The following is a 17,351-nucleotide window of genomic DNA, read 5'->3' on the forward strand; positions in this document are numbered from 1 at the left end:
ATGTTAAAGTATGATTTTTATATGTTGATGTGATAAAATATGACTAACAAATAAATTGAACTTTGAAAGGAAAAATGAATGAAAAATATTTATATTATTGGTGGGACAATGGGAGTAGGCAAAACAACAGTATGCCAATCTCTAAAATTAATCTTGAAAAATAGTGTTTTTCTTGATGGTGATTGGTGTTGGGATATGCATCCATTTCAAATTACTGTTGAAACGAAAAAAATGGTTCTTTCAAATATTTGTTCATTGTTGAATAACTTTATAAAGTGTAGTACTTTTGAAAATATTATTTTTTGTTGGGTAATGCATGAACAAAGTATTATTGATACTATTATATCTTGCCTAGATATATCTGATTGTAGAGTAATAAATATTTCCTTAATTTGTGATGAAACTGTATTGAGAAAAAGGTTGAAGACCGATGTAGAGGAAGGTTTGCGTTTTACTGATGTAATAGAAAGAAGTGTTAACTATTTACCCATGTATGAAATATTAGCAACAACGAAAATTAATGTTTCTAATAAATCTGTCAAAGAGATTGTTGAAGAGATATCTAAATTGTAAAATTTTAGTTTTTAATTTAAAGTTAATGACATTATAGTATTGTTGAACATTCCACTGTTGATTGATAAATATAAAAAAGGAATGCATTGCTTAATTCTATTTGTGTAATTCCTATTGTTCCAGTTAGATTAAGAATAAGGACGAAAAAATATAGTCAAATTTTAATATTCTTCTGATATTATAAAAAATATCTAATATAAAAAAATTAGAAATTTGAAAAAATTTGTAGTTTTTGAGTGAGTATATATTATAATAAAATAGATATAAATTTTTTATGAGGGGAAAGTAAATGAAAAAAAAGAAAAAATTGATTAGGATAATTATATGTTTTTTGCTAGTAATCAGTATTGTAAATCCGCTACAAGTAGAAGCTGAAATTATTAACGATTTTAGTACATCTGTTTACTCAACACAAACGAACTATACATCTACTAATGCTAAGTTTAAGACTATTAAATCTAGAAAAAGACATAGAGGTAGTAGGTCAAATAAAAGTAAAATAAAACTAAAAAAACGAAGTACAAGTAATAAAAGGTATAGAAATGGAATTATAAATAGACATAGTAACAGAAGTATAAAAAAACACAATATAATATCAAAGTTGATATTGTTAGTAATAGTGATATTTATCATTATAGCTATAGTAATAGTAATATTAATTAAAAGAAATAAGAAAAGATTTTATTAGAATATAAAAATAGAATTATTAAAGCCTTATTAAGACTAATTCAAAAATTACATAAAATAGCTAGATAAATAATAAGAAAATAAATTAAATTATTGAAAATAAAATTTAAAAAGTTTGAATTAGGTATAAAATTTTAAGAAAGAAATTAGTATTGATTTTTATTAGTATTATTTTAAAAAAATAGTTTTAAAAGAAGTATATTTAAAAAGCTATAAAAATATATTGACATTTTTTAGAAAAAGTAATATGATTATTTCAATGGCAAAACAATATATAATAAATTAAATCCTATGACAAGGAAGAGTAGTTAAATTTAGGTTCAATATAGAGAGCCAAGGATGGTGGAATCTTGGTAAGAAAAAATTTGATGAATGGGCCTTAGAGGAGTAAATCGAAATCATATTTTTGAGAGTAGACTTTATCGTTAGTCGTACGTTATAGCGAATAGGGTATGTAAGTACCTGATAATGAGATATATAAAAATTGAGTTTTATATTAAGTTTTTATATAATTTAGGTGGCAACGCGGATAATCTCCGTCCTATTAATTTAGGACGGAGTTTTTTATTTTACGAAAAATTCGATATGTAGAAGGTGGTGAAATAGATGTTATGAATTTCTAAAGCTAAAGATGATGATTTAGAAAACTGGCAAAAAAATAAATTGAAAATTAAAAAAATTAGGAGGAAATACAAAAATGAAAACAAATACAAAAAAACTAACTTTAAATGCAATACTTTTAGCAATGGGATTATTAATACATCAAATTACACCTGCTATAGGATTACCAATGAAACCAGATGTACCACTAGCAATGCTGTTTGTGATATTAGTTTTAAATAGAGATGACTATAAAACTTGCTTAATAGCAGGAATAGTGACAGGTATATTTACAGCACTTACATCAAGCTTCCCAGGAGGTCAAGTTCCTAATATAATAGATAAAACTCTTACAGCCAATATAGTATTTTTATTAATATATGTTAGCTATAAAATGCCTTTTATAAAAAACTTATCTAAAAAAACACAGGATACTATAGTAGTTGCAATTATAATGCCAATAGGAACACTTGTAAGTGGAACAATATTTTTGTTAGCTGCTCAAGCTATAGTTGGTCTTCCAGGAGCTTCTTTTACAGCGTTATTCTTAACAGTAGTATTACCAGCTGTTTTAATAAATTTAGTTGCAGGAATATTTTTATTCAAGATTGTTAATTTATCAATAAGAAGGGTTAGTTACCAAAGTTAAAATTTGATTAGATATATGGCTTATAATATTTAATTTGAGATATACTTGATATAATAAAAAGTTTATTTTATAAAGATATTATGATTATTTTATTTTCTTAAATAAGATTAATTTAATGTACTTGTATAGTATAAACTTAGTAAATTATTAGATATCAATAGAAATATATTTTGTAGAATTGTAAATGGATTGATTTAAAATCTATTTTTATATAAAAGTAAAGTATAATATAATAAAGGACAGCGATTTGGCTGTCTTTTATTATAGTTAAAACTTTAATAATACCTTTAAAAGATTTTTCTTATTTGATATAATTAAGGTTATGTGTAATATAAGAAATTAACTAGGAGGAATAGAAGTGAGCAAAAGAAAACAAGTAACAATACCTATAGAGAAAATACAAGAACAAGATAAATATATAGAACAAATACACAGACAAAATGAAGAGTACTTCAACAGAACTGGAAAAAGAAAACTCGTGTTTACTCAAACCTTTGGATGTCAAATGAATGAACATGATTCAGAAAAACTTTGTTCAATGTTAGAAGAAATGGGATACCAAATGTCAATGATAGTTGAAGAAAGTGACCTAATAATATATAATACATGTGCAGTAAGAGAAAATGCAGAACTAAAGGTGTATGGAAATTTAGGTCAGTTAAAGCATCTAAAAGGAAAAAATCCAAACATGAAAATAGCTGTGTGTGGATGTATGATGCAACAACCACATGTTGTAGAGGAACTAAGAAAAAAATACAAACATGTAGACCTTGTATTTGGAACACATAATCTATATAAATTTCCACAATTACTTACAGAATCAATAAATTCTGACAAAATGTTAGTAGATGTATGGGATGTAGATGGAGAAGTAATAGAAGGCCTTAGAAGTAATAGAAAATTTGAATTAAAAGCATTTGTAAATATAATGTATGGATGCAATAATTTCTGTACCTATTGTATAGTTCCATATACAAGAGGAAGAGAAAGAAGCAGAACACCTGAAGATATAATTAATGAGATAAAAGAGCTTGTTTCAAATGGAACAAAAGAAATAACTTTGCTTGGACAAAATGTAGATTCGTATGGCAAAACACTTGAAAATCCAGTTGCATTCTCAGAACTTTTAAGAAAAGTTAATGATATAGAAGGAATTGAAAGAGTTAGATTTATGACATCTCATCCTAAAGACATATCTGATGAGGTGATATATGCAATTAGAGATTGTGATAAGGTGTGTGAATTTTTACATTTACCAATACAATGTGGAAGTAGTAGTCTTCTGAAAAAAATGAATAGACATTATACAAAGGAATATTATCTAGACATAATAGAGAAAGCTAAAAAAGAAGTGCCAGATATTGCTTTTTCAACGGACTTAATGATAGGTTTTCCAGGAGAAACAGAAGAAGATTTAGAAGATACTCTAGATGTGGTTGAAAAAGTTAGATATGATTCAGCATTTACATTTATTTATTCTAAAAGACAGGGAACTCCTGCTGCTAAAATGGAAAATCAAATACCAGAAGAAATAAAACATGAAAGATTTAATAGAGTATTAGAAGCAGTAAATAGAATCTCAGCAGAGATAAATAATGAATATAAAAATAGAGTAGTTGAAGTTTTGGTCGAAGGAAGAAGCAAAAATAATGAAAATAAATTTGCTGGTAGAACTAGACAAAATAAACTTGTAAATTTTGAAGGTGGAAGTGATGATTTAATTGGAAAATTAGTTATGGTTAAAATCACTGAACCTAGAACATTTTCATTGAATGGTGTACTAGTAAATGATTAGAACTGTATAAAATAATAAAATTATGTAAACTGATTGGAATAGATGTACTATAAAACAAAATATATTAAATTTTTAAATTTTAAGAACATATCATATATATTATGATAATTTCAGTTTCTATTATAAATAAAAATAAATTTGATATAGGATGTAAATTAATTGTACATCTATTTTTTATTCTATTTTATCAAAGCTTACTTAACTATATTTAGTATTTATTATATATTAAAATATCTAATAGACATAAAAAAGCAGTCAATCTTTCATAATTAACTGCTTAACTTACTAATTTTTATTTTTTACATTTCTTGTTAGAGTAATAGATATTGAAAAACACGCTAGCAAGTATAACTATTATAAATATTACAGCAAACGGAAGCATTTTTTTTTCATCCATTTGTCCACTCTCTATTCTATATCCCAAAAATGACATGATAAATAACATTATAGATACGATAAAAGTAACAATGCTAGAACTTCTACATAGTTTTTTTACATCATATCGAGCTTTTTCTTTATCACTCATAGTATTATAACCTGCTAATAGCATACTTGCTTTTCCATTAAATAACAATATACTTAAAATGAAAGAGGCAATTGCAATTATAACTGTGAATCCTACTGCAAACATTATAAGCACCTCCAGATACTCTGATTTATCAGTTTACTTAATTATTAATATTTTACCATAAACATACATTAAAATCATTTATTTCATAGATTAATCTTATTAGATATATTATCATATTATAATTTATTTATAATGTGGTGTTAATACATAGTGCTTAGCTTGAAATTGTATTAAAAATTGTGTAACAATAATTGAACAATAATCAAGCATAAAAAATATTATAAAACATAATTTACTATCTTTTTTAGAATTATAACATTTTAAAGTTAGAAAATTTTAAAAACTTCTTATATAAAAATTTGAATATTTGATTACAAGTATTATTCTGATAAGAAGTTTAAAAAATTTTCTAATATTTTTGCTGTTATTCCCCAAATTACATAATCTTTATATTTATAAAATAGAACAGGGTAACTTCCACTTTCAAATTTATAATCTTTTTGATTTGGAATTGAACCATATGGAAGATTTTCATCAGGAAAAACTTTGACTGTATTATTATAGGTATTTGGAGGATTTTCTAAAAGATATTTTATAGGTACCAAAAAAGTATGGTCAACTTCATCTTTATTTATATTTAAATTATTGATGTTTTTTATATATCCTAAGTAGGGATGTATTATAAATTTTACAGGAGTTATAAGTAAGTCAAGACTTGCTATAACTTCTATATTGTCATTAAAAGTTCCAAGTTCCTCACATGTTTCTCTAATAACGGCTTCATAAGGAGTTTCGTTAGACTCTATTTTTCCACCTGGAAAAGAAATTTCATTGGGTTGATGCTTTAAATTTTTTGAGCGAACTTCAAATAATATATGATGTATGTTATTTATTTCTACTATTGGAATTAATACAGATGCTCTTTTCATATTTTCATAACCGTTTATATATGGTTTGTAATCTTTAAATTTATTTTTAATATTGTTTATCATTTTTTCCTCCTAAAATAATATTATTAAAAAAATGTAGAATTAAATTTTGACAATAACAATATATACGTAATTATATTTATCTAATTCAAGATATAGTAATATCTATATTATTATATAATAAATCAATAAATATATATTAACAAGTATTAACAAATACTAAAGTATTTAAGTTTAGTAATGTTTAAACTAAAGTATTATAAAATAATTTTGTGACCTTTAATTGAAAAATATATTTCTATTTTAACTGACATTCATTTTTTTATTTTTACAATCTCATTAAGGTGAATTTTATTTTAGAATCATCATCAAAAATAAAAAAGTGAGTATTTATAAAAAAGTAAAGTGGTAAGATAATCTTACTGCTTTACTTTTTTATGAATAATTTATCTAAAATATTTATAAATTAAAAATAGAGTAAATTCTATTTTTCTAACTCTAAATATTTCTTAATAACTGACTCTGCTAAACATTTTGACGAATCAATAATGTTAATTGATGGTTGTATATTTTCCAAGACAACATTTAAATCAGTGCAAGCAATCACTATGTTTTCAATAGATTCAAATTTTATACTTTCTAGAAGTTCATTCCAAATATTGATATTTTGTGGATTATTCTTATCTGTTTTTATGTTTTGTATAAGAGCATTTATCTTTTTTTGCCATTCTTCTTTAAATATAAATTCATGACCAGCTTTTGTTATACCTTTTTGATAAATTGTAGATTCAAATGTTGAACTTGTTGAAAGTAGAGTTACTTTTTGTGGCGTAGCAGGTAAATATTTAATAGTTTCTTCTACAATATTTAATAATGGAATACCTATTGATTCTTTCAATTCTTCAAAATATATATGAGCTGAATTGCACGGCATCGCAATAAAGTTTGTTCCAATTGATTCAAGTTTTTTTAGACCCTTAATGATAGTTTTTTTCATAAGTTCATGATTTATTGCGCGGTCAATATAAAATGGAGTAGGTAAGGAATATATCATAATTTCAGGAAACTCTTCATCGTATCTCGCTCCATACTGAGACTGACATTCATCAATAATTAAATCAACAAATGGCGCTGTTGACCTTGGGCCCATCCCAGCCAAAATTCCAATTAATTTTTTATTCATTTAAATAATCTCCTTAGATTCTGTATAGTTTATTTTGTATAGGCTTTATCCGCCAAAAATGAAGAAATCATATGTTTCTTTAATTCTAATATTTGGGTGTCTTTCTGTCAAATGTAGAATAAATCTTTGTAACAATCCTTATAGTCTTTTATACTATTTTTGTATCATTTAACAATTGTAGCGTAATTATGAAAAATATTTGAGTATTCTTTATTTATATAATAGCTCTTGTGGTATTATGTCATGCTCTATGTTACAATCAAAATTATATAAAAGAAGTATTTAAATTTTTATAAAAAAAGATTCGGATGGAATAAAATTAAAACCAACTATGCTTTTTGATAATAGAGGATGACTCGATTATGTCTTAAAAGAGATAAAAGAAAAGCTATACCTAAAAGTCATTATCCTATTTAATTAAATTTAAGTATGTCAACTGTCAAAAGATATTGGAATTTTTAACTGGTGTCATGAAGGAATTCTTTGTATTAAGAAAGACATAGTCCTGTTGCTATTTTTATATTGGTGCTTGTTTTTTAAATATTCCACAATTCACTCTAGAATAAGGGGGTGAAAATTTATGATTTCAATTTTAAACGATTTTTTTAGAACCGTTTTAGTAAGTAGTTTATTTATAGTTCTCTTATTAGTTTTTAGAATGACTATTTTTAAAACTTTCAGTAGAAAATTTAACTATTATATATGGTTTATTGTCATTATAAAACTATTATTACCATTTACATATTATACTTTTGCATTTAATGAATTGAAATATCAACACAATATTAATAAGGTAAATTTAGAAGGTTTTAACAATATTTCTACTTTGTGTACTATTATTTTAGTGTCTATTTGGATTACTGTTACGATATTTTATTTGATTTCTACTTTATGGAAATATATTAAGCTTAAAAATCTGATAGAGGATTTGTCCTATGATGTTGATGATGAAGACATAAACAATCTTTATGATAGTTTATTAAAAGAGCTTAATATAAATAAAAATGTAAAGATTAAATATTCTCATGAAGTTGAAACTCCGTCATTTTTTAATTCCTGTGTTCTTTTACCACCATATGATTATAAATTAAAAGAACTTGAATGGATATTTAGACATGAACTTATGCATTTTAAGAGTAAAGACATTTATATTAAATATTTAGTATTATTCTTAAAAATAGTATATTGGTTTAATCCTTTTATGTACATTATGGATAAAGTTATAGATTTAGATTGTGAACTTTATTGTGATGAAAGAGTTTTAAAAAATCGTAGTATAGAAGATAAAAAAGAGTATGCTTTGACTATTATAGGTGCAATGAAAAAAGATTTAAATTCTTCAAATAAATTTGTAGCTGGACTGCATAAGAAATCAGATATAAAAAAAAGAGTATCTAATATGTTTAATGAAAAAAATAGAACAGGAAATTTAATGGCATTAATTTTATGTTTATTATCATTGATTACATATTTTAAAATAGATGTAATTGATTCTAAATCATTAATTTATTCATTACCAAAACAATTAACTATTGAAAATAAGAATTCTAATTTTAAATACTTAGGACAGGTTAATACAGATGAGTAATGTAAATTTTAAATAATACATTTAGAGATTTATTGTGAATAAATTAGATTATTAATTACGCTAATATATATTTTAGTGTAAATTAGTTTGTTAGTTCAACTGTTATACTTTATGTATATTAAGTTTTATAGGGGGATAAAATGAATTTTAAAAGTAAAGCCAAAGTATTAAGTTTATGTTTAATCTCAATTCTAATGATATTGACAGGTTGCACTAATTCTAAAAATGATAAAATCACTGAAATCAATATATTAGCAACTACAGACTTACATGGAGAAGTTACCTATAATGTAGCTGAAAAAATAAACGAAGAAAGAAAAAAAGACTCTAATATAACATTAGTAGATGCAGGAGATTTTTATGATTCGGATGGTTTAGGAGCAATGGAGCAATATCTTAGTGAGGCTCGAGATGCTTACGAAAAAGATGAAGTAATTAAAAAAGAAGTACCTATAGTTAGACAAATGAGTGAAGTTAAATATGATGCAGTAGTGCTTGGTAATCATGAGTTTGTTTCTAGCTCTAAAAAAAATTTAGATAAAATGATAAATGAATTTAATAGTGAAAATATAGAAGTTTTATCTGCGAATACATATAATAGTAACAGTTCAAGTTATGTTAAACCTTACACAATAAATACAATTGAAACAAAATATGGTGAAGTTAAGCTTGGTATACTTGGTCTTACAATCAAAGAAGTCAGATAAGGATGGGATTTTGATGAAAACGAAAATAAAATTAAGGCTAAGTCCAGAGATTTAAAAGATATGGCTACATACCAGGATTTATATATGAATGATATGATAGATGATGCTAAAAAATGGGTGAAGGAAATAAAAGAAAAAGAAAATCCAGATATACTATTAGCCATAGTACATAGTGGAGAAAAACCTAAAAAGCCTAAAAAGCCTAAAAATCCAGGTAATAGAATACAAGAACTAGCTAAAGAAGTTGATGGAATTGATGCGATAGTAGCAGGGCATACTCATAAGGAAATTGAACAACATGATTATACAAATAATAAAGGTGAAAATGTGATAGTTACACAACCAGGCAGTCATAACTCTTGTATATCAAAAATAACATTTGAATTAGAAAAAGGTAATAATACTTGGAAAGTACAAGATAAATATTCAAAGTTAACTAAGATAGAAGAAGATAAAAGCTTAGAAAATTTTGGTGATTTGATAACAAATTTATCTGAGCTAAATGATAAAAAGAGCGAAGTGAATTTGTCGTCATTAAGTAAATTCAAATGGGACAGAGCTTATTTATTTAGCAATGATATTAGTGTTGAAAAGATGTACAATATAGTTGGTTATAAATGGAAAAATCTTGCAGATATAGAAAATGATAATAGAATTAAGATGGTATTTATGAATGGTAAAAAGGTTTCCTCATATGCTTGTTTTAAGGGAAAAGACTTTGGGATAGGTTTAAAAGTAGATAAATCTAAATATCAAGATGGTGTACTAGAGATACTACCTAAAAAGAATGACAAATTTGAAGTAAAGAAAAATAGTGAAGGATATGACATTCAATTAGTATATAAATAACAATCAGTAGTTAAATTTAGTTTTATGGACTGTTGTTACATATTTAGAACAAAAGAAAAGCCCTTAGAATCCAAATAAATACGTTCTAAGGGCTTTTTACTAGATATTTTTAAATAAGTTAAATAAATTTTTAGAAACTAGTTCAAGTTTCTCTTTTAAAAACGGCTAAACCTTCAATCAAATGTATATGAACTAATTACCAATCTTTTCTACCTAATGAATTGAAAAGTTTTTCTAGTGGTTCTACTTTATTTTTATTTGCTGATTTTTTATCAACGTCATTTTGAACATATAACTGTATAAAGTTATATTAGAATTTTTTCATTTGCTATCTTTTTTTATCAATTTTATATCAATAATACATTTAAAATGTAGATAAAACTAAAAAGGGTTTTCTAGAAAATAAAATCCATTTAATTATACTTACTTACCAATACCATCACTTGATGTAAACAAGATTCCACAACATTTTCACCATACTCTAGTATAAAATCGTTTAACTGCGTATCTATAAAATTACAGTAGTCATATGAACTACATATATAGGCAGTTAGTATATGTGTACATCTATCTATTTTATTCATAAACATATATTATTTATCCCCCTAAAAAACTTTCATAAAAAACAAAAAGAAAATATCTTTTTGGCAACTGGCTGACATAACTTATTTTATAAGTGTTAGTCCCTATAGCTTTGCGTCACTAAATTTCTCTAGTTTTGCCTAGTTAGTTTTATTCTACGATTATAATATTACAGGAAAACGTTTTATTTTTCAATATATAAACTAAAAAAATTAAATATAAAAGTTATTTTGTCCTTTAAAAATAAAACATACAAGTAAATTATGTAATAAAGCTTGTTGTGTAAAAGGAACTGTAAAGTTATATTATTAATTTATTTGAATTATATTGATGAAGTATCACAAAATTAATCAACAGGAAGTGTTCAATATATTAAAAAGAGTATAGATAATAAATATATGTGTATAAAAATCTATTATATCAAAAATAATAGCATTAACAGAATAAAGCTATAGTAAATAAAAGATGGTTATTGAAATTTTAAAAAATTAGTGGGAATAAAGACAATAAATCATAAACTACTATAATAGTTTTGTAAATTTTAATACAAATAAAATATATGATATAAATAAAAAATTTGTTAAAATATGATAAGTGTAGTATAATCAAGTAGAAAAGATATAATATATTTCGGGGAGCTAATATGCTGAGAGGAGATTTTATCTCGACCCTTTGAACCTGTTTGGATAATGCCAGTGTAGGGAGACCAGTAAAGATAAAAATAAGTCTTATCCTATTTTGGATAAGACTTTTATTTTATTTAAATATACTATGTTTTTATCTATAAAATATTTTAATAAAAAACAAAATATACCTAGTAGGTATTAATTATTTTAAAAGGAGTGATTTAAATGGTAATTGCAGACATAGCAGTAATGCCACTAAGACCTTACAAAGGTGAAGAAGAAATGTATAAAGTAGTAGATGCTTGTATAGCAGAAATTGAAAACAGTGGTCTTAAATGTGAAATAGGAGCAATGAGTACTACTGTTGAAGGTGATTTTGATGAAGTTTTTGAACTGCTAAAAAAAGTACATAAAATCCCTTTTAATCTTGGATGTGAAAGAGTTATAACAGTAGCTAGAGTAGATGAAAAAGCTGGAGGTTTAACTATAGATGATAAACTTAGAAATCATAGATAAAGTCAAAAATAGTATATATCCAATAGCAACATTTTTGTTTATACTTATTTTTTGGCAATCTGTGGTAGAAGTTTTAAGAGTTCCTCAATATATACTGCCTACACCAATAGATATAATTAATGTATTTTTTAAAGATTATCAAAATTTATCCATGCATGCCATGGTTACTATAGGAGAAGCAATATTTGGCTTTATAGTTGCAATAATAATATCTTTAATAATTGGAATATTAATGGATTTTGTATTGATAATAAAAAAATGTCTTTATCCTATTATGTTAGTGACTCAAATGATACCTACAATAATAATAGCTCCACTTTTTATGATTTGGTTTGGCTTTGGAACAATGCCAAAAATATTGATGGTAACACTTACGTGTTTTTTCCCTATATTAATAAGTTTTGTAGATGGTATTGAGAATATTGATAAAGATTATTTAAATTTGTTTAAGACTATGAATTCAAATAAGATTAATACTTTTATTCATCTCAAATTTCCTATGTCAATGGATAAATTTTTTTCTGGACTTAAAATATCTTCTACTTATGCTGTAATGGCAGCAACTGTTGCAGAGTGGTTAGGTGGAACTAAAGGTCTTGGTGTTTATATGCTAAGGTCAAAAAGTGCATATGCACTTGATAAAGTATTTGCATCTACTATATTAGTAGTTATATTTAGCTTAATATTTGTAGGAATTGTACAAGCTATAAAAAAAGTTGTTATAAAACATAGATTAGAAGATTAAATGTACTTGAGGGAGGATATTATGAATTTCAAAAAATTAGGAATATTAGGTTTAGTAAGTGCTCTTACATTAGCAACAATAACTGGATGTTCTTCTGGAAATAATAGTGATAAAGACAAAAAAAATAGTAAAGATACTTCTTCTAAAAAAGTGACTGTTGTACTTGATTGGACACCAAATACTAATCATACTGGATTATTTGTGGCGCTTGATAAAGGTTATTATAAAGAAGAAGGCTTGGATGTTGAAATAGTACAACCACCTGAAAGTGGAGCTGAGACTTTAGTAGCAACAGGAAAGGCTGACTTTGGTATAAGTTATCAAGAGCAAGTTACTTACGCAAAAACTAGTGAAGACCCACTTCCAATAAAAGCTGTAGCTACTGTTATACAACACAATACTTCTGGATTTGCATCTCCAAAAGAAAAAAACATAACTACAGCAAAAGATTTTGAAGGAAAAACTTATGGAGGTTGGGGTTCTCCATCAGAAGAAGCTGTTTTTAAAGCAGTTATGAATAAAAATGGAGCTGACTTTAATAAATTAAAGATAGTTAATACTGGTCAAGATGATTTCTTTGCAGCTATGAAAACTGTAGATTTTGCATGGATATTTGAAGGTTGGGATGTAGTTAAAGCTAATTTAATTGATTATGATTTAAACTTTATACCAGTAAAAGACCTAGATGAAAGATTAGATTATTATACACCACTTATAATTTCTAATGAGACTGTACTTAAAGACAACCCAGAACTTGCTAAGAAATTCTTAAAAGCTACAACAAAAGGTTATGAGTATGCAATAAAAAATCCTGAAGATGCTGCAAAAATTTTAGTAAAGCATGCTCCTGAGGTAGATGAAAAACTAGCAATAAAGAGTCAAGAATATTTAGCAAGTAAATATAAAGATGATGCACCAAGATGGGGAGAAATGAAAGATAGTGTATGGAATAACTATACATCATTCTTAAAAGAATATAAATTAATAGATAAGGATATGAAGGCAAGTGATGCTTACACAAATGAATTCTTACCACAATAAAAAGGCAAAAATATCTATAAAAAATGTATCAAAGACATATAAAGATGTAGATGTTTTAAAAGATATAAGTATTGATGTTTATGAAGGCGAATTTGTTTCTATATTGGGACCAAGCGGATGTGGAAAAAGTACTATCTTTAATATTATAACTCAATTGACAGACTATAATAGTGGTATGGTAAACATAAACGGTAATTATAGCTACATGTATCAAAAAGATTTACTTTTACCATATAAAACTATAATAGATAATGTGTCTCTTCCATTGGTACTAAAAAAAGAAAAAAAGAGCAAAGCTAGGTCTATGGTAAAACACTACTTTGAGGTTTTTGGTTTGGAAGGGTATGAGTATAAATATCCATCAGAGCTTTCTGGAGGTATGAGACAAAGAGCTAATTTTTTGAGAACTTTTATAAATTCTAATGACATAATGCTTTTAGATGAACCTTTTGGTGCACTCGATTCATTAACTAAAACATCTATGCAAAAATGGCTTTTAGAAGTTAAGAAAAAAGTAAATTCAACGATACTTCTTATAACTCATGATATTGATGAAGCTATAATGCTATCAAATAGAATTTATGTTATTTCAAAAAAACCATCAATAGTAAAAAAAGAATTTATCATAGATAATAGAAATATAAATGAAGATAATCTTGAGTATGTTATTAAACTGAAAAAAGAGATAATATCTTTATTATAAAATTCTATACGTTTTTACCTAGTGATTATTAAACTTAACAATCCAAAGTGCAATCAGCATTTTGGATTGTTTTTTAGTTATACGTCAAAATTTTATATATTATGTTAATAATAATCAAGTACTATGATATAATATTTAATTAGAAAAGAAGGAGGTTTAATAATGCAAATAGATATGAATAAATTAACTCCTATGATGAAACAGTATCTTGAAGTAAAAAATAGATATAAAGATTGTATACTGTTTTTTAGATTGGGAGATTTTTATGAAATGTTTTTTGAAGATGCATTAGTAGCTTCAAAAGCTCTTGAAATAGCATTAACAGGGAAAGCCTGTGGTTTAGAAGAACGTGCTCCTATGTGTGGAGTACCATTTCACTCAGCCAATTCATATATATCAAAGTTAGTAGAAAATGGATATAAAGTAGCAATAGGTGAGCAAATGGAAGACCCATCTACTGCAAAAGGAATTGTTAGGAGAGAGGTAATAAGAGTTATTACTCCTGGAACAGTTCTAGATGGAAATTTACTTGAAAATAAAAAGAATAATTATTTATTATCTTTATATAAAGATGACGCCAATATAGGTTTAACTTATGTAGATATAAGTACAGGAGAAGCTAATGCAACTTGTCTGAATGAAGATAAAGTAATAGAAGAAATTGCAAAAATTCATCCTACAGAAATAATTATAAATGATTTGAATTTTATAGAAAAACTTAGAGATATAGCTACTGTAAGCAACATATACATAAATGAAAGTTTTAGCGACAACTATTTAGATATAAATATATTAAAAGAGTATTTTCCAGAGGTTTATCTACAAAAATTAAAGTTTGATGATAAGGGTCTTATAAAATCTAGTTTATCAATTCTTCTAAACTATATATATAACACTCAAAAGCAGATAACATCCAATATTAATAATATAAATATATACAATTCATCAGAGTATATGGTCTTAGATATGTTTACTAGAACTAATTTAGAACTTACTCAGACTATAAGAGGAAATAAAAAGAAAGGTTCACTATTACATGTTTTAGACAAAACATCTACTGCAATGGGAGGAAGACTTCTAAGAAAATATGTAGAAGAGCCTCTGATAAATAAACCTAAAATTGAAAATAGATTAAATGTAATAGAAGAAATAAAAGATGATTTTATACTAAGAGAAGATTTAAATGATATACTTAAAAATATATATGATATAGAAAGAATATGTGGGAAAATAGCATTTGAAAGAGTAACACCAAAAGAATTAGTTCACTTAAAAAATTCAGTAGAAAAATTACCAAATCTAAAAGACACAATAGACTTATCAAATGCAAATAGATTAAAAGAGTATGTATCAGAAATGGACAAGTTGGACGATATATACAGTTTAATAGATGAAGCCATTTTGGAAGACCCTACAATAACTATAAAAGATGGGAATATAATTAAGTCTGATTTTAGTGATGAACTTAAAGAATTGAGGGATATTTCTAAAAATGGTGCTTTTCTTATAAAAGAAATAGAAAATAGAGAAAGAGAAAAGACAGGAGTTAAATCATTAAAAATAGGATTTAATAAAGTATTTGGATATTATATAGAAATAACAAAGGCTAACTTTAAACAAGCAAAACTAGATGAGACATATATAAGAAAGCAGACACTTAGTAATGCAGAAAGATATATAACTCCAGAGTTAAAAGAAATAGAAGAAAAGATACTACATGCTGAAGAGAAAATTAAATCTCTAGAATATGAGATATTTGTAAGTATAAGAGATACTATATATAAAAATATAGACAGAATACAAAAAGTAGCTAAGATTATAGCTAATATAGACGTTTTTGTATCTTTGGCAACAGTTGCTCACATAAACAACTATATAAAACCACAGATAAACGAAAATAATAAACTCGATATAAGAAATGGTAGACATCCAGTTGTTGAAAATATAGTAGGTGAAGAAAATTTTGTTCCAAATGATACATATTTAAATCGTGGAGAAAACATCATTAACATAATAACTGGACCTAATATGTCTGGTAAGTCAACATATATGAGACAAACTGCTATAATAGCACTTATGGCACATATAGGTTCTTTTGTTCCAGCAGAATATGCTAATGTACCGATATTAGATAGAATATTTACAAGAGTAGGGGCTAGTGATGATTTATCTCAAGGACAATCTACTTTTATGGTAGAGATGAATGAGGTATCTCTTATATTAAAAAATGCTACTGAAAGAAGCTTAGTTATTTTAGATGAAATAGGACGTGGAACTAGTACTTATGATGGTATAAGTTTAGCATGGTCAATAGTAGAATATATTCAAAAGAATATTAGATGTAAGACACTATTTGCAACACATTATCATGAACTTACTGATTTAGAAGAAGAATTTAAAGAGGTTAAAAATTATTCAATAGCAGTTAAAGAAGATGGAGAGGGAATAATATTTTTAAGAAAAATAATTCCTCAAGGTGCAGATAAGAGTTATGGAATCTATGTTGCTAAATTAGCTAAATTGCCAGATGAAGTCATAGATAGAGCAAAATATATACTTAAGGATTTAGAAAAAAATCATGTTTATAACAGTGTAGCAATAAATGGAGATAAAGAAAAAACTATTGTGATTAATAATGATTTAGATGAAGAACTACTTAAGGTAAATCAGAGCAATTTTAAAAATAAATACGAATCTCTAAAAATAGAGCATGAGCTTATAGTAAAAGATTATAAACACATGAAAAAGGATTATGATAAACTAAATTCTAAGTTTAAAACGTTAAACGATGAAGTTATTTCAATGAAGAAAAAGGATAGTAAAGAAGAAATTGATAAAGAAGATTCTGTAAAGGAATTAGCACTAACTCAAATATCTTTTGATAGTGTAAAGAGAGATATATTGTCAGAAGAAATTTTAAACTTAGATATTTTAAATATGACTCCATTAGATGCTATAAATTCTCTTTACAATCTTCAAAAAAAAGCAAAAGAAATAAAATCTTAGA

At 25.5% G+C, this 17,351-nt stretch carries 14 protein-coding genes, 1 pseudogene, 2 riboswitches and 1 other annotated feature; of the genes and pseudogenes, 11 read left to right on the forward strand and 4 right to left on the reverse strand.

Going from position 1 to position 17,351, the window contains the following annotated elements:
• Window positions 1-78: 78 nt before the first annotated feature.
• The 4 genes from JJC01_09800 (at window position 79) to miaB (ending at window position 4,304) form a co-directional block, all read left to right on the forward strand.
• Entirely contained in the window at window positions 79-573 is a 495-nt protein-coding gene (locus JJC01_09800) for an AAA family ATPase (protein ID UDN56494.1), read from the forward strand.
• 289 nt (window positions 574-862) lie between these two features.
• Entirely contained in the window at window positions 863-1,261 is a 399-nt protein-coding gene (locus tag JJC01_09805; protein ID UDN56495.1) for a hypothetical protein, read from the forward strand.
• A gap of 281 nt (window positions 1,262-1,542) precedes the next feature.
• Window positions 1,543-1,807 (forward strand) — a binding site (T-box leader).
• Window positions 1,808-1,957: 150 nt separating this feature from the next.
• A complete protein-coding gene (locus JJC01_09810; GenBank protein UDN56496.1) occupies window positions 1,958-2,509 on the forward strand; it encodes a tryptophan transporter in 552 nt (183 codons plus the stop codon).
• A gap of 358 nt (window positions 2,510-2,867) precedes the next feature.
• Window positions 2,868-4,304, forward strand: a complete 1,437-nt coding sequence (miaB, locus tag JJC01_09815) for a tRNA (N6-isopentenyl adenosine(37)-C2)-methylthiotransferase MiaB (GenBank protein UDN56497.1) — start codon at window positions 2,868-2,870, stop codon at window positions 4,302-4,304.
• A 292-nt stretch (window positions 4,305-4,596) separates the two neighbouring features.
• Here the strand turns inward: miaB and JJC01_09820 are convergent, their stop codons facing one another.
• The 3 genes from JJC01_09820 to JJC01_09830 form a co-directional block, all read right to left on the reverse strand.
• On the reverse strand, window positions 4,597-4,935 hold the full coding sequence (locus tag JJC01_09820; GenBank protein ID UDN56498.1) for a DUF3784 domain-containing protein: 339 nt from the start codon (window positions 4,933-4,935) through the stop codon (window positions 4,597-4,599).
• Window positions 4,936-5,255: 320 nt separating this feature from the next.
• Window positions 5,256-5,867, reverse strand: coding sequence for a CoA pyrophosphatase (locus tag JJC01_09825; GenBank protein UDN56499.1), 612 nt, complete (start codon window positions 5,865-5,867; stop codon window positions 5,256-5,258).
• Between the two features lie 421 nt (window positions 5,868-6,288).
• Entirely contained in the window at window positions 6,289-6,987 is a 699-nt protein-coding gene (locus JJC01_09830; GenBank protein UDN56500.1) for an amino acid racemase, read from the reverse strand.
• Between the two features lie 580 nt (window positions 6,988-7,567).
• Here JJC01_09830 and JJC01_09835 point away from each other — a divergent pair.
• Entirely contained in the window at window positions 7,568-8,575 is a 1,008-nt protein-coding gene (locus tag JJC01_09835) for a M56 family metallopeptidase (protein ID UDN56501.1), read from the forward strand.
• Between the two features lie 140 nt (window positions 8,576-8,715).
• Window positions 8,716-10,131: pseudogene (locus tag JJC01_09840) on the forward strand (metallophosphoesterase).
• A gap of 413 nt (window positions 10,132-10,544) precedes the next feature.
• Here the strand turns inward: JJC01_09840 and JJC01_09845 are convergent.
• Window positions 10,545-10,721 carry a hypothetical protein gene (locus tag JJC01_09845; GenBank protein UDN56502.1) on the reverse strand — a complete coding sequence of 59 codons (177 nt, stop codon included), beginning with the start codon at window positions 10,719-10,721 and terminating at the stop codon, window positions 10,545-10,547.
• A gap of 53 nt (window positions 10,722-10,774) precedes the next feature.
• Window positions 10,775-10,864: riboswitch (cyclic di-GMP riboswitch) on the reverse strand.
• Between the two features lie 470 nt (window positions 10,865-11,334).
• A riboswitch (TPP riboswitch) is annotated at window positions 11,335-11,434 on the forward strand.
• A gap of 130 nt (window positions 11,435-11,564) precedes the next feature.
• On the opposite strand from JJC01_09845, the gene JJC01_09850 reads away from it, so the two are divergent.
• From JJC01_09850 to mutS, 5 genes are all read left to right on the forward strand, one after another.
• The gene (locus tag JJC01_09850; protein UDN56503.1) at window positions 11,565-11,855 is read left to right on the forward strand and encodes an MTH1187 family thiamine-binding protein; all 291 of its coding nucleotides are present in this window, start codon (window positions 11,565-11,567) and stop codon (window positions 11,853-11,855) included.
• Window positions 11,830-12,600, forward strand: a complete 771-nt coding sequence (locus JJC01_09855) for an ABC transporter permease (GenBank protein ID UDN56504.1) — start codon at window positions 11,830-11,832, stop codon at window positions 12,598-12,600. The genes JJC01_09850 and JJC01_09855 overlap by 26 nt, the downstream gene beginning before the upstream one ends.
• A 21-nt stretch (window positions 12,601-12,621) precedes the next feature.
• The gene (locus JJC01_09860; protein UDN56505.1) at window positions 12,622-13,641 is read left to right on the forward strand and encodes an ABC transporter substrate-binding protein; all 1,020 of its coding nucleotides are present in this window, start codon (window positions 12,622-12,624) and stop codon (window positions 13,639-13,641) included.
• Window positions 13,610-14,344, forward strand: a complete 735-nt coding sequence (locus JJC01_09865) for an ABC transporter ATP-binding protein (GenBank protein UDN56506.1) — start codon at window positions 13,610-13,612, stop codon at window positions 14,342-14,344. Before JJC01_09860 ends, JJC01_09865 begins: the two co-directional genes overlap by 32 nt.
• A 162-nt stretch (window positions 14,345-14,506) precedes the next feature.
• A complete protein-coding gene (mutS, locus tag JJC01_09870; protein UDN56507.1) occupies window positions 14,507-17,350 on the forward strand; it encodes a DNA mismatch repair protein MutS in 2,844 nt (947 codons plus the stop codon).
• Window position 17,351: the final 1 nt, after the last annotated feature.

This window comes from Clostridioides sp. ES-S-0010-02 (assembly GCA_020641055.1).
In the GTDB taxonomy this organism is placed as follows: Bacteria; Bacillota; Clostridia; order Peptostreptococcales; family Peptostreptococcaceae; genus Clostridioides.